Genomic DNA, 13,825 nt, shown 5'->3' on the forward strand with positions numbered 1-13,825 from the left:
GCGTGTCGACCCGTCCGCGACCGACACGTTCTCGCCGGCTCGGGGGTGCCGGAACGACTTTCGGTCCCGCGCTCGTAGCACCCGGTATGTCATCCGAACGAGTGGTCGAGCTGCTCCGAGCGGCGTACGCCGACGAGATCGAGACCGTGATGAACTACCAGACGAACGCCATCGTCCTCGACGGCGTCCGCGCCGAGGAGATCAAAGAGAGCCTCAAACAGGACGTCCAAGAGGAGCTCGGTCACGCCGAACAGCTCGGACAGCGGCTCAAACAGCTCGACGCGCGCCCGCCGGGGTCGGCGGAGTTCACGGCGAGGCAGGACTCCCTGCAGCCGCCCGAGGACTCGACCGACGTGCTCTCGGTCATCAACGGCGTGCTCGACGCCGAGGAGGGCGCGATCGCGACGTACCGCGACCTGATCGACGCCGCCGAGGAGGCGGGCGACCCGGTCACCGAGGACCTCGCCGTGACGCTCCTCTCCGACGAGGAGGCCCACCGGACGGAGTTCCGCGGCTTCCAGAAGGAGTACCAGCGCGACTAGGCACGACTAGGAGCGACTAAGCGAGACGGGACTCGCCGAGGACGCTCGCCAGCCGGCCGCCCTCCCGCCGGAGCCGGCCCCGAAAGGATGCTTTCAAGCGGGCGCTCGCCGAACCCACGCCCATGTACGACGGCCTCAAGGGATTCCGCGACTTCTACCCCGGCGAGCAGTCGGCCCGGCGCGAGGTGACGGACGCGATCGAGGACGCCGCGAGCCGCCACGGCTTCCGCGAGATCGCCACTCCCGCGCTCGAACGGACGGAGATGTACGTCGACAAGTCGGGCGAGGAGATCGTCGAGGAGCTGTACGCCTTCGACGACAAGGGCGGCCGCGGCGTCTCGATGACCCCGGAGCTCACGCCCACCGTCGCCCGGATGGTCGTCGCGAAGGGCCAGGAGCTGTCGAAGCCGATCAAGTGGATGTCCACGCGCCCGTTCTGGCGCTACGAGCAGGTCCAGCAGGGGCGGTTCCGCGAGTTCTACCAGACGAACATCGACGTGTTCGGCTCCTCGGCGCCCGAGGCCGACGCCGAGGTGCTCGCGGTCGCCGCCGACGCCCTGACCGATCTGGGACTCACCGGCGACGACTTCGAGTTCCGCGTCTCGCACCGCGACATCCTCGGCGGACTCGTCCGGGCGCTCGCCGACGACCCCGACGCGGTCGACGCGGAGGCCGCGATCCGCGCGGTCGACAAGCGCGCGAAGGTCGACGACGGGGAGTACCTCGGACTCCTCTCCGACGCCGGGCTCGACCGCGCGACCGCCCGCGAGTTCGACGACCTCATCTCGGACGTCGACGCCCCCGCGGACCTCGACGCGGTCGCCGAGGCCGGCGGCGAGGAGGTCGAGGCCGCCGTCGAGAACCTCCGGAACGTGCTCGCCGCGGCCGACGACTTCGGCGCGGGCGAGTTCTGCGAGGTGTCGCTGACGACCGCCCGCGGGCTCGACTACTACACGGGCGTCGTCTTCGAGTGCTTCGACTCCACCGGCGAGGTGTCCCGGTCCGTCTTCGGCGGGGGGCGCTACGACGACCTCATCGAGAGCTTCGGCGGCCAGCCCACGCCCGCGGTCGGCGTCGCGCCCGGCCACGCCACGCTCAAGCTCCTCTGTCAGCGCGCGGGCGTCTGGCCCGACGAGGAGCTGACGACCGACTACTACGTGCTCTCGGTGGGCGACACGCGCGGCGAGGCCGCCGCGCTCGCCCGCGACCTCCGGGCGCTCGGCGACGACGTGGTCGTCGAGCAGGACGTCTCCGACCGGTCGTTCGGCGCCCAACTGGGGTACGCCGACTCGATCAACGCCGAGACGGTCGTGGTCGTCGGCGAGCGCGACCTGGAGAACGGCGAGTACACGGTGAAGGACATGGCGACCGGCGACGAGACGACCGTCCCGGTCGAGGAGTTCCCGCCCGAGGACGGGCTGCCGACGTACGAGGACTACGAGTAGCGTCCTCTCCGACCGCTCAGTACCGGAGTTCGCCCCGGCTCTCACGGACTGAGACCGCGTCCAACGCTTTTGTGCGACGGCGAGCGATCCGGGAACGATGACCCCGCTCGCGACGGCGATGCCGCCCGGCGAAGTCGCCCTCCGGATCGCGGCCGGCGTCGGCCTCATCCTGATCAACGCGTACTTCGTGGCGATCGAGTTCGGGCTGACCCGCCTCAGACAGTACCCAGAGTCGGAGATGGACACCCCCGGCCTGCGGCGCGCCTGGGAGATGACCGACGACCTGGAGTTCTACCTCACGACCTGTCAGATCTGGATCTCCGGGACGAGCATCGCGCTCGGCGTCGTCGCCGAGCCGGGGCTCGCGGCGGTGTTCGCGCCGCTCTTCGAGAACACCGCGCTCGCGTCCGCCGGCGCCGGATCGCTGCTCGCCTTCCTCCTGATAAACATGGTTCACCTCACCCACGGCGAGCAGACGCCGACGTACCTCGGGGTTGAGCGCTCGAAACAGGTCGCCGAGTACGGGGCGCGTCCCCTCTACTGGTTCGCGTGGGTCATCTCGCCGCTGATCCGCTTCGGCGACGGGGTCGCGAAGGCGACGCTCCGGCTGTTCGGCGTCGAGATGACCGGATCGTGGACCGAAACGGAAGGCGAGGTGCTGGAGACGCGCGCCCAGCTCCGGACCCGCCTGGGATCGATGATGGAGGAGATCGAGCTCCCCGAGGAGCGCCGCGAGGAAGTGCTCAACGCCCTTGCCGTCGACGAGCTCCCGGTGAGCGAGATCATGACGCCCGCCGACGAGATCGTGGCGCTGTCGACGGCCGCCTCGATCGCGGAGAACCTCGACCGGATCAGCGACACCCCGCACAGCCGCTTCCCGCTCTTCGGTCCGGACCGGACGGCGATCGAGGGGATCGTGTACGCCCCCTCGGTCGTCACGCACTACGAGGCGCTCACGGACGGGTCGCTGACGTTCGCGGACGTGGCGGCGCCGCCGATGACGGTGTCCGCGGACGCGAACGTCAGCGACGCCTACGATCGATTCCAGGCGGAACACCAGGAGCTGGCGGTCGTCATCCGCGACGGCGAGGTCGTCGGGCTGATCACCGCGACCGACGCGATGGAGGCGGTGATGGGACAGCTGGAGGACCCGCTGGACGCCGACCTCCTGTAGCCCGGCGTCGCGATCGAGCCCGGCCATGCCGAACCCGGCCTCACTCGGCGCAGACCGTTTCGAGCCAGTCGAACTGCGCCGCCAGCTCCGCCCGTCGCTGCCGGGCGATGACCGTCGCGTCGAGCACGCCGCCGACGATCGCGACGTCGAGCGCGAACTCCGTGGTCGCCTCCACCTCGCTCCCGTCGGGCGCGGGCGAGACGGCGTACGTCGTCCGCATCTCCTCGAAGATTCCGTCGCGCTGCTCGTAGGCCAGATCCGCGTCGGGACGGTCGACGAGTTCGAGCGCGAGTTCGATCGTCGCGATCCCCACCTCGTTCGCAACGCGGACCGTCTCGCCGTCGACGGCCACCTCGTCGAACCCCGACGCCCGCATGAAGGGGCCGATCCGGTGCATCGACTCGCGGACGGTCTCCGGCGGCGCCCGGATCCCCCGCGAGAGTGTGACCGCGTTCACGGGCCGATCCCTCCGCGGGAGCGCGGCGAACGTCTTGGATGTGTGGCGACCATCAGACGGGAGGTAATGAGCACTCCGGCCCCTTCACACGGGTCCCGAACGCGTTCGGATCCTCACACCGCACCGAGCGCGTAGGCGATCTGCCCGACCCCGGCGACGACGAGCAGCGCGCCCGCGACCGTAGTGAACCGGTCGACGCCTCCGGCGACCGCGCCCGCGCCCACCCGGTGGCCGACCGCGGTCGCAACCGTCACCGCCAGCATCAGCCCGGCGAAGCTCCCCGCGTAGCTCGCGAGGGTGGCCGCGGCGCCGGCGGTCCCGAGCGTCATCGACTGGACCGCGACCGCGAGGAACAACGGGAGCACGCAGGCGGTCGCGGCCAGCGCGTAGAGGGCGCCGAAGAGGCCGAACCCGAGGACGCTCGTCCGTCGCTCCGGAAGCGAGACGTGCGCGCCGAGGCTCCAGCCTGAGAGGACGACGGCACCGAGGGCGACGAGCGCGACGCCGACGAGTGGCTCCACGACGGGAAGCAGTCGCTCGACGGCCTCTCCGGCGGCGAGCGCGAGCCCGGAGAGGGCGCCGAAGACGAGGAGCGCCCCGATCGCCGCCGCGAGGCCGCGCACGGCGGCGCCCGCGAGCGGGACGCCTCCCTCATCGACCGCCGCGGCGTAGTACCCCACGTAGCCGGGCAGCAGCGCGTAGGCGCACGGCGAGAAGAACGTCGCGGCGCCCGCCCCGAGCGCGAAGGACGCGGTCCCGGCGAGTTCGGCGGTCATGCTGTCACCTCGCGGCCGCGATCCGTTCCCGCAGTTGCTCCGCGGACTGGTGCCCCCGCGCGGCCGAGACGATCCGGTTGTCGGCGTCGAGCACGACGGTGTACGGGACGCCGGCGGCGTCGAGGCGCTCGGTGAGCGTCAGCTCCGGATCGTAGGCGACCGGCCAGTCGCCGCCGTGGTCGCGCCACCAGTCAGCCACGTCTGCCTCCGTCACCGTCTGACCGACCGGCTCGTTCGTCACGGAGACGACCTGCGCGTCCGCGACACTCGCGGCGACCTCGCTCAGCGGCGCCATCGAGCGCTTGCAGACGCTACACCACGTGGCGAACACCTCGACGAGGGTGACGTGGCCGCGCACGGGGACCGTCTCGGTCCCGGTCGGGCTTCCGGGCGCCTCGATCCGCGGCAGATCGACTGGCGCGACCGCGCCGTCCCCGCCGAGGGAGCCGCCGTAAACGGCACCGGCGCCGAGGCCGGCGACGCCGAGCCCGGCCGCGCCCGCGAGGAGGTCGCGTCGGCGCATCTCACCACCTCTCGCGGAGCGTCCGGACGTCGTCCACGACGTCTGCGGGGTTCGGAACCTGTCCGGTGTAGGCCCGCTCGACGTAGCCGTCCGCGTTCGCCAGGACGATCAGGTTCGTGTGGACGTACGCCATGTTCTCTGCGTCCCGGTCCTCCTTCGGGATGTACTCGTACGCGACGCCGAACGCGTCAGTGACGACCGTGCGGGCGCGCTCGTCGCCCTCCGGTCGGAGGAACCACCAGTTGCCGGCCTCGCGGTCGACGCCGCGGTCCTCGCCGTACGACTCGAGCTCGGCGGCGGTGTCGTGTTCGGGGTCGAACGTCACCGGCAGGAACGCCATCTCGTCGGCGAACCCCTCCGCGACCGACTCCGCCTGCACCTGCACGAGGTTGGCGGTCAGCGCCGGACAGGTCATCGAACACCGGGCGAACACGAAGGTGAGCATCGCGTGGCGGTCACCGACGAACTCCCGCGTCGATACCTCCCGGTCGTGCAGCGGCGCCGGGACCGAGACCTCGGGGAGCTCTTCGCCGTGGATCGGGTACGGGAGGTCGGCATCGGACCGCTTCTCGTAGTTCTCCGGCGGGTCCAGCGCGACATCCTCAGCGGCGCCGGTGGACCCGAGCGGGAGTCCGGAACAGCCGGCCAGCGAAACGCCGAGCGCGGCCGTGCCGGCGCTTCGGAGGAACGTTCGGCGATCGATCGGGAGTGTGGGTGACATGGGTGCGTCGATTGGGTAGTGTAGTTGTCGCGTGCGGTTCGTCGTTCGACCTATCCGTCGAGCGCCTCGCGGCACCGGGCGTCGTACTCGGCCACGGTGTCCGCCGCGAGTCCGGGCAGCTCGTCGGCGTCCCGCTCGATCGCCGGTTCGCCGTCGAGGTCGGGTTCGCCGACCACAACGCGGCCGACGTTGCCGAACGACTCGTGGGTGCCACAGAGCACGACCGTGTCGGCGTAGTCGTAGACGCCCTCGGTCTCGAAGGTGACTGAGAACCGGCTCCCGTCGCGGATGAGGTCGCTCGACCACGGCTCGGCGTCCTCGGGGATGCGCCGGTGGTCTCCGTGCGTCTCGGGATGATAGCTCGCGACGGCGTTCCGCTGGCCGCCCCCGACCCACGTGACCGTGCCGCCGACCTCGACGTGGACGATCCCCGGTTCGAGCGACGGACTCGGGATCGAGGCGATCGAGACGATCGCCTCGGGCGCCGGAGTACCGAGCGTCCCGGCATCGGTCGTCGCCCCGCCGACGTCCCCGTCAGAGCCGGTCGCGCCGTCGTCGGAGCCGCTCGCGGCGCTCCCGAGGCAGCCAGCGAGACCGAGCGCGGCCACCGATCCGCCGAGTTCGAGCACGCGACGGCGCGTCTGTGACTTCGTCATGGGCCTGAAGGTTCGAGTGCCGGGTCACCCCGTGCGGTTACTCGCCGTCGGGGTTCGAGTCGAAGATGTCCGTGTCCTCTTCCCCCTGCACGTCGAGCACGCCGAGGACACCCTTCCGAACGACTCGGCTCAGGGAGTGGTCGACGAGCTTGATCGGGCCGGGGACCGGCGTCTCGATCTCCGCGGCGGTGACGGTGCCGGGCGCGACCGGCGTCGTCTCCACGTAGCGGGCGGGGTCCGAGACGAGGTCGCCGTCGCGGTAGAGCTTGTCCCAGACGTTGCCGATGGCGTGCCACGAGCTGCTGAGGTTCGGGCCGCCGTTGGACATGAAGATCCGGACCCGATCGCCCTGATCGATCGGGATCCGACCGTTGCCCGACTCGGTGAACGCGTACGCCTCGCCGTTGTATGTCACGTACGTCGGATTCTCGGCCTTGGCGGCGTCGAGGTCGAACTCGTGGTGCCCCTCCTCGCCGGGCTCGCCGTTCGTGTAGATCTCGTGTTGACCGAAGTAGAGCTCGCGGTCGACCTCCGGGAGCCCGTCTTTCGGCTCGACGAGGATGGAGCCGAACATCCCGGCGCTGATGTGGTGGTCCATGTTCGGGACCGCGCAGTGGTAGATGTGGACGCCGGGGTAGGTGGCCTTGTACTGAATGGTCGCCTCCTCGCCGGGCGCGATCGTCGTGTGATCCGCCCCGCCACCGGGCCCGTACACCGCGTGGAAGTCCATGTTGTGGGGCATCCCGCTGTCCTCGGGGTTCTTCAGGGTGAAGTTCACCGTATCGCCCCGGCGGACGCGGACCATCGGCCCGGGCACCTGCCCGTCGAAGGTCATGTAGTCGAAGGTGACGCCGGGCTCGATCTCGGCGGTCACCTCCGTCGTCTCCATGGTAACCTCGTGCGTGCGCGGCTCGTCCCAGTCGACGGGGTCGGGCACGTCCGTCGGGTCCGCGGCGATGCGGTCCACGTCGACGTCCGCGGCCGGATCGAGCGAGGTCGCCTCGGCCGACGCCTCCCCGCTCTCGTCGCCTCCCGTCTCGTCCGAGGACGCCGTGGCGGCGTCGGTCTGTCTGCCGCCCGTGCAGCCCGCGAACGCGGCCGCGGCGCCGATACCCGCCGTCTTCAGGAACGCACGCCGATTGGTGTGGGAATGTCGGGTCATTGGGTCTCCCTCCAATTGGTATTTGCCGGGGGAACCCCGTATAACCGCACAAATGTTCTCAGTTCGTGAGTAAATCTCTGAACATCATCGCCGTTTTTACTTAAAGGGTATCCGGATCTAATACCGGCGACCCGAACGTGTTTGAGAGCTGTCTGATCTCGAGGAGTCGAGCGCGAAATGAGAACGGGTCGCGTCGGGGGGAGCGTCGAGCGTCACTGGGAAGTCTCGTCGACGTCGGCCTGCGGCGGGAGATCCTCGACGAACCGCTTGACGGCGATCTCTTCGGCGCGGTGCAGCGCCTCGCTGCAGGTGGACTTCGCGACCCCGGCGCTGTCGGCCAGATCGGTGAGCGAGCAGCTCCGGGGCGTGTCGTAGTACCCCGCCTCGACCGCGCGGAGAAGGAGGTCCTGTTCGGTCTCGGTCAACAGCTGGCTCGCCTCAAGCCGATCCCGGACGTGCTTGACGCGGAACTCCAGACCGAGCTCGTCGAACTGCCGGCCCAGCTCCGCGATCCGGTCGTGGGCCCCGGTGATGTCGATGGTGGCCTCCCCGTCGCTGATCTCGACGGGCATCTCGATGGGGACGCCCGAGCGCTTCGCCGCGAGGAGCAGCAGCGGCGCCGAGGTCTCGAACTGCACCGTCACCTCGTGGTCGGACCGGCCCATCACCGACGTGTCGGTGACGGCGGGATGTGCCTCCATCGCCTCGAGGACGGCCTCGACGTCCGGGGCGGTTATCCACACGAGCGCGAACCCCGGGCCGTCGCCCGGAAGCGCGGCGATCACTCGGAACGTCGCCTCCGGGAACTCGCGGGAGACGTCGGCCGCCCACGGGCCGTCCGGGAGCTCGACGACGAGACGTGCTTGCGTCATCGGGCCTCTCGGAGCGGTACTCCGGCTCGTCCGCTGGGCGTTCGGGTCGGACACGGCCGGATGCGACTCCGTCGCGATCCGGAGATCGGGTCGGTCCGCGGTCGCGGGAGCGGGCGTCCCCTCCCCGACCGCCGGAACGTGAGTCTGACGCGTCGCCGGTCGAGGTCGTGTTCAGCCATCGTCGGATAGGTGGACGTACGCCTCTAGTTAAAAGGGTTCTCCGAGTATTTTCACGAACGGATGCCATCGGCGAAACTGTTCGGGGGTTCCCTTATACCGACCTCCGATCGGAACGGGTTCAGCGCGGCGACGACCGGTGACGGCCGCAGTCCCGACGACCGGTGACGGTCGACGCTCACCCCTCGATGGGTCACCGGATATATGCCGAACAGGTTCGGCCGAGAACCCAATCGGCCGTGCGGACGTTATCCGTCCGAGCGATGGCTACCGAAGTGGACCTGCGCGACCGTTCCGACCGTGACCGTCGGGATCGGATATACGGCGCGCTCGACGGGGCCGAACCGGGCGAGGAGCTTCACGTCACCGCCGATCGGGGGATCGACCCGTGGCTGATCCGGTATCAGATCGATCGCGAGCGCGCGCTCGACTGGGAGCACGAGGGGGCCGACGCGGAGCCTCGGGAAGTCCGGATCGCCAAAGGGGAGGCGCTCGACGACGGGGCGTCGGGGACTTTCGACGCGCGCGATCTCGTGCCACAACGACGCCACGAGGCGCTGCTCGACGCGTTCGGCCGCCTCGAACCAGACGAGGGGTTCGTGCTGGTGAACGACCACGACCCGAAGCCGCTCTACCACGAACTCCGGTCGACGCACGGCGAGGTCGTCGGCTGGGAGTACGAGAGCCGCGGCGGGGGCGAGTGGCGCGTCGCGATCGCGAAGACCGGAGCGTCGGCGGCCGGCGGCGAGGCCGACGACGTGATCGCGCGGTTCGACGTTCGCGAGATCCCGAAGTCGGAGCGCCACGAGACGATCCACCACCGATACGGGATGATACCCGACGGGGAGACGATGGAGATCGTCGCCCCGCACGAGCCGCGACCGCTCCGCGGCGAGTTCCGGGACCGGTACGGCGACGCGTTCGACTGGGAGGTGGCGGAAAACCGGCCCGGGCGCTGTCGCGTCCGGATCACGAAGGCCGAGAAGAGCGGGGAGACCGACGACACCCCGGAAGTCGCGACGGAGCTCGACGTTCGCGACCTCCCGCCTGCCCGGCGCCACGACCGGATCTTCGAGGCGTACGCGGACCTCGACGGCGGCGAGGGGTTCGTGCTGGTGAACGACCACGACCCGAAGCCGCTCTACCACCAGTTCGACGCCGAGGCCGGCCCGGAGTTCCACTGGGAGTACCGCAAACGCGACCCCGGCGAATTCCGAGTGCTGATCGGCAAGTCAGCGTCGAGTGACGGCGGGGAGCCGGTCTCGGAGCAACCGAGCGCGCCGTTCTGAATCGACGCGTAACCGGTCATTTATCCGGCTCGTCGAACCCCACGCGGCGAGGCCCCGAACACGCCTCACGCGGCGAGGCCCCGAACACGTTCGCGAACAGGGACTCGTGGGTGGTCGACCGATCACGAGTGATGAGCGACTGCCGGCTCTGTGACCTCCCGACCCCCGACCCCCCCGTCACGGAGAGCGGGGTCGACGGCGAGTTCTGTTGCCGCGGCTGTCTGGAGGTGGCGCGTCGGCTCGACGACGTGGGCGACGCCGAGGCGGGGGTCGGCGAGGGCGAGGGCGCGACGCTCGGAGCCGAGGGCTCGACGCCCGGAACCGACGAGGCGACCCTCCGAGCCGACGACTCGGGGGGCAAAGCTCCCCCGTCGGACGCCGCCGAGGCCTATCTGGCGGTCGACGGGATGCACTGCACGACCTGCGAGACGTTCCTCGGCCTGCGCGGCGACGACTGTCGCGGCGTCCGTGCGGTGGAGGCGAACTACGGCACCGAGACCGCCCGCGTCGTCTACGATCCGGCGGAGATCGACCGCGATGAGCTCCCGGAGGCCCTCTCCGGTTACGGCTACGCGCTCCGGTTCCGGAACGGCTCGGAGACCGGCGGCGGCGACGCCAGCGACCGAACGGGCGGCGGGGGTCGCGCGGGGAGACGCCGGGACGATCGGACGGTCGAACGGCTCGTCGTCGGCGGCTTCCTGGCGATGCTGATCATGCCGTGGTACGTCCTGTCGCTGTACCCGAGCTACCTCGGCATCGAGACGAACGTCCTCGCGATCGACACGACCACCGCCGCGGGGCGGTACCTGCCGCTGGCGTTCATCGCGCTCCTGACGACCGTTCTGCTGGCGTACACCGGCGCGCCGCTCCTCCGGGGCGCGTACGTGAGCGTTCGCGCGCGCCGGCCGAACATGGATCTCCTCGTCGCGGTCGCGGCGCTGTCCGCGTACGCCTACAGCACCCTCGCGCTCGCGACCGGCAGCACGCACCTGTACTACGACGTCACGGTCGCCGTCGTGATGGTCGTCTCGCTCGGCCGGTTCTACGAGGAGCGGGTCAGAGCGCGGGCGACCGACCTCCTCGAGACCGTCACGGCCGCCCGCGTCGAGTCGGCGACGCGCGTCACCGGAGCGGGATCGGAGACCGTCCCGATCGCGGACCTGGAACCGGGCGATCGAATCCGGGTCACGCCCGGCGAGCGCGTGCCGATCGACGGCACCGTGATCGAGGGCACCGCCGACGTAGACGAGTCGGTCATCACCGGCGAGTCGCTCCCGGTGCGGAAGGGGGCCGGCGAGACGGTGATCGGCGGCGCGACCCTCCTCGGCGACGTGCGGGAGACCGACGGGGGAGCGGTCGACGGCGGGGCGACCGCGGGAGCCGAATCGGCCGGCGCGATCGCGGTGCGGGTCGGCGAGGACGCAGAGAGCACCGCGGACCGGCTCGCCGCCGCCCTCTGGGAGGTCCAGACCGCCACGCCGGGGATCCAGCGGTTCGTCGACGCGCTCGCGACGGTGTTCGTGCCGGTCGTGTTGACGCTCGGGCTTGTCGTCGCCGGCTGGCGGCTGGCGACCGGAGGCACGGTCGCCGCCGCGATGCTCGCCGGGCTGACCGTCCTCGTCGTCTCCTGCCCGTGCGCGATGGGGCTCGCGACCCCGCTCGCCGTCTCCGGCGGGCTCCGCGACGCGCTCGACCGCGGCGCGGTCGTCACGGACGCCTCGGTGTTCGAGGTGGCCCGGGAGGCCGACACGGTGGTGTTCGACAAGACCGGCACCCTCACCGCGGGCGAGATGCGCGTCGCCGAGACGCACGGCGACGACCGGACGCTCCGGCGCGCCGCCGCGATCGAGCGCCGGGCCGACCACCCCGTCGCGGACGCGATCCGGGAGGCGGCGGCCGGCGACCTCGCGGAAGGGACCCGAGTGGAGTCGTTCACCCGCCACCCCGGCGCCGGGATCTCGGGGCGACTCGTCCCCGGCGATGGATGGGAGACCGACTCCCCACCGGCCGACGCCCGCGTCGTCGTCGGGACCCCCGACCTCGTCGAGAGCGAGTGCGGCCCGATGCCCGACGACCTGCGGGGGCGCGTCGACGACGTCGCGGACCGGGGCGCGCTGCCGGTCGCGGTGGGGTGGGACGGCGCGGCCCGCGGGGTGATCGCGGTCGAGGATCGCGAACGGGAGGGGTGGGCGGCGGCGCTCGACGCGTTCGCCGACAGGGAGGTGGCGGTCCTCACCGGCGACGAGGGACCGCGGGCCGACCGGTTCCGGGACCACCCCGCCGTCGACGAGGTCTTCGCCGGCGTGCCGCCGGACGGGAAGCTCGAGGCGGTCCGCGGGTTCGCCGCGTCCGGGACCACCGTGATGGTCGGCGACGGCACCAACGACGCGCCGGCGCTCGCGGCGGCGGACCTCGGCATCGCGATGGGCGACGGGACCGCGCGCGCGGTCGAGGCCGCGGACGTCGTCATCGCCGACGAGGACCTGCGAGCGGTCGAGACGGTGTTCGACCTCGCGGCGGGGACGCGGCGGCGTATCCGCGAGAACGTGGCGTGGGCGCTGTGTTACAACGCGGTGGCGATCCCGCTCGCGGTCGCGGGGCTGCTCAACCCCTTCTTCGCCGCGCTGGCGATGGCCGCCAGCAGCGGGATCGTCGTGACGAACTCGACGCGGTCGGTGTTGTGAGAGCAGCGCCGTGAAACGGCAGATCGCCGAACGGTGTTTCCGGATAGATCGCGGGAGTACGTGAATCATTGCGGTGGGTCGGTTGTTTATAAGTCGGATTGTGGCGATGCTGGCGGGTATTTATAAGTGATCGGCGGCTCTGGAGTGACAGCCTCCAAAGCCCCAGTCGCTGTGGGCGGCGCACGCTCGCTGCGCGCCTCACTCGGTCGCGAGCGCTCCCTCGTTGCGGTGCTTGTGTCGCCTGCGCCGCCCACAGCGACTGCCCCTTTGAGTCCCGCCCCGCACAGCACGGCACCGCATCCTCACGCCTCCCCAGCCTCGTCGCTCGCTGCTCGCGGCTTCGCCGCTCGCCATCGAGGTGCTCGCGCTGCTCGCACCTCGCACCGCTCGCGACTCCCTCACGCGTGCTCCTCGGCCGCGAGGCGGCCTCGGAGGCACGTGCCACCGCAATAGCCGTTTATAAGGAATCATCGCTTCCGGTCACAGATCGCTTAAATACTGCTTCGCTGCCGACAATCTGCAAAACCCACTCCCGCATTCACTCGTCGCTGTCCCTCACAGAGTCCCACGAGACCGAGATCGTTCGACTCGGCTTCACCCCGACGACCCGCCCCGACGCCCCCGTCACACCGTCCGGATGAAACGCCGGAGGGTGTCGCCGTTCGAGTCCCTGAGCTCGACCTCGAACTGTTTCCCGGACGGTCCGTCCGAGAGCGACTCGCGGGGCGCCGACACCGCGTACGGCGGCTCGTCGCTGCGGTCGATCTCCTCGCCCCCGGCGAGGAGCACGACGTGGTCGACGCCCTCGGCGGTCTCCAGCTCGCAGGTGACCGGGTCGCCGTCGGTCTCGCAGACCAGATCCGCGGTCACGTCGCCGCCGTCGGCGCCGAAGCCCGACGAGAAGTCGAGCAGCATCACGCCCGGCGCGAGGGTCCCCACGACCGCGACGATCAGGAGGAACGTCGTGAAGTTGATCTTCGACCCGTTCCGGGCGATCCGCCGCACGGTGGGGTTCTCGGCGGTGCGGCGCAGCCGGATCACGGCCGGCACGACGAGCAGGTGGGTGAGCGGTCCCCACGCGATCAGGACGAAGCCGTAGGCGATCGCGTACCGGAGCGCGGTCGCGTCGATCCAGTAGGCCGTCAGGACGTTCCCGCCCATCCACAGGAAGAACCCGAGGAAGACGAGCGCGCCGCTCTTCAGCCAGCGCCAGACGGGCGTGTTGGCGTAGTACACGCTCAGGAAGTCGCGCCACGTCTGGCGTACGATGCCGCCGAGTCGCGTCCAGGGACGGGTCCGGGAAGTGTCGGTCATTCGTGGGGTGTCTCGCAGTCGTTCGATATTCGG

13 protein-coding genes are annotated in these 13,825 nt (G+C 70.7%); 5 read left to right on the plus strand and 8 right to left on the minus strand.

The features are described from left to right. The first annotated feature begins 86 nt into the window (after window positions 1-86). The 3 genes from CK500_RS12190 (at window position 87) to CK500_RS12200 (ending at window position 3,161) form a co-directional block, all read left to right on the plus strand. The gene (locus tag CK500_RS12190; protein WP_008847836.1) at window positions 87-542 is read left to right on the plus strand and encodes a DUF892 family protein; all 456 of its coding nucleotides are present in this window, start codon (window positions 87-89) and stop codon (window positions 540-542) included. A 122-nt stretch (window positions 543-664) separates the two neighbouring features. Continuing rightward, window positions 665-1,987: a histidine--tRNA ligase gene (hisS, locus tag CK500_RS12195; protein WP_095637494.1), complete on the plus strand. Its 1,323-nt coding sequence runs from the start codon at window positions 665-667 to the stop codon at window positions 1,985-1,987. 97 nt (window positions 1,988-2,084) lie between these two features. Next, the gene (locus CK500_RS12200; protein ID WP_095637495.1) at window positions 2,085-3,161 is read left to right on the plus strand and encodes a CNNM domain-containing protein; all 1,077 of its coding nucleotides are present in this window, start codon (window positions 2,085-2,087) and stop codon (window positions 3,159-3,161) included. A 40-nt stretch (window positions 3,162-3,201) separates the two neighbouring features. On the opposite strand, the gene CK500_RS12205 is transcribed toward CK500_RS12200, so the two are convergent. The 7 genes from CK500_RS12205 to CK500_RS12235 form a co-directional block, all read right to left on the minus strand. Further along, window positions 3,202-3,618: an SRPBCC family protein gene (locus CK500_RS12205; RefSeq protein ID WP_095637496.1), complete on the minus strand. Its 417-nt coding sequence runs from the start codon at window positions 3,616-3,618 to the stop codon at window positions 3,202-3,204. A 113-nt stretch (window positions 3,619-3,731) separates the two neighbouring features. Continuing rightward, window positions 3,732-4,394: a cytochrome c biogenesis CcdA family protein gene (locus tag CK500_RS12210; protein ID WP_095637497.1), complete on the minus strand. Its 663-nt coding sequence runs from the start codon at window positions 4,392-4,394 to the stop codon at window positions 3,732-3,734. Between the two features lie 4 nt (window positions 4,395-4,398). Beyond that, window positions 4,399-4,917 (minus strand): TlpA family protein disulfide reductase, encoded by a 519-nt coding sequence (locus CK500_RS12215; RefSeq protein ID WP_095637498.1) that lies wholly within the window; start codon window positions 4,915-4,917, stop codon window positions 4,399-4,401. A 1-nt stretch (window position 4,918) separates the two neighbouring features. Then, the gene (locus CK500_RS12220) at window positions 4,919-5,638 is read right to left on the minus strand and encodes an SCO family protein (RefSeq protein ID WP_095637499.1); all 720 of its coding nucleotides are present in this window, start codon (window positions 5,636-5,638) and stop codon (window positions 4,919-4,921) included. A 50-nt stretch (window positions 5,639-5,688) separates the two neighbouring features. After that, window positions 5,689-6,294: a cupredoxin domain-containing protein gene (locus CK500_RS12225; RefSeq protein ID WP_144049556.1), complete on the minus strand. Its 606-nt coding sequence runs from the start codon at window positions 6,292-6,294 to the stop codon at window positions 5,689-5,691. 37 nt (window positions 6,295-6,331) lie between these two features. Beyond that, the gene (gene nirK / locus CK500_RS12230; RefSeq protein WP_095637501.1) at window positions 6,332-7,456 is read right to left on the minus strand and encodes a copper-containing nitrite reductase; all 1,125 of its coding nucleotides are present in this window, start codon (window positions 7,454-7,456) and stop codon (window positions 6,332-6,334) included. Between the two features lie 212 nt (window positions 7,457-7,668). Next, window positions 7,669-8,328 carry a helix-turn-helix domain-containing protein gene (locus CK500_RS12235; RefSeq protein WP_095637502.1) on the minus strand — a complete coding sequence of 220 codons (660 nt, stop codon included), beginning with the start codon at window positions 8,326-8,328 and terminating at the stop codon, window positions 7,669-7,671. Window positions 8,329-8,768: 440 nt separating this feature from the next. On the opposite strand from CK500_RS12235, the gene CK500_RS12240 reads away from it, so the two are divergent. Next, complete coding sequence (locus CK500_RS12240) at window positions 8,769-9,794, plus strand: DUF2249 domain-containing protein (RefSeq protein WP_095637503.1); 1,026 nt, start codon at window positions 8,769-8,771, stop codon at window positions 9,792-9,794. 131 nt (window positions 9,795-9,925) lie between these two features. Further along, window positions 9,926-12,478: a heavy metal translocating P-type ATPase gene (locus tag CK500_RS12245; protein ID WP_095637504.1), complete on the plus strand. Its 2,553-nt coding sequence runs from the start codon at window positions 9,926-9,928 to the stop codon at window positions 12,476-12,478. A gap of 624 nt (window positions 12,479-13,102) precedes the next feature. On the opposite strand, the gene CK500_RS12250 is transcribed toward CK500_RS12245, so the two are convergent. After that, window positions 13,103-13,792, minus strand: coding sequence for a hypothetical protein (locus tag CK500_RS12250; RefSeq protein ID WP_095637505.1), 690 nt, complete (start codon window positions 13,790-13,792; stop codon window positions 13,103-13,105). Window positions 13,793-13,825: the final 33 nt, after the last annotated feature.

It is taken from the genome of Halorubrum salipaludis, from assembly GCF_002286985.1.
GTDB lineage: Archaea > Halobacteriota > Halobacteria > Halobacteriales > Haloferacaceae > Halorubrum > Halorubrum salipaludis.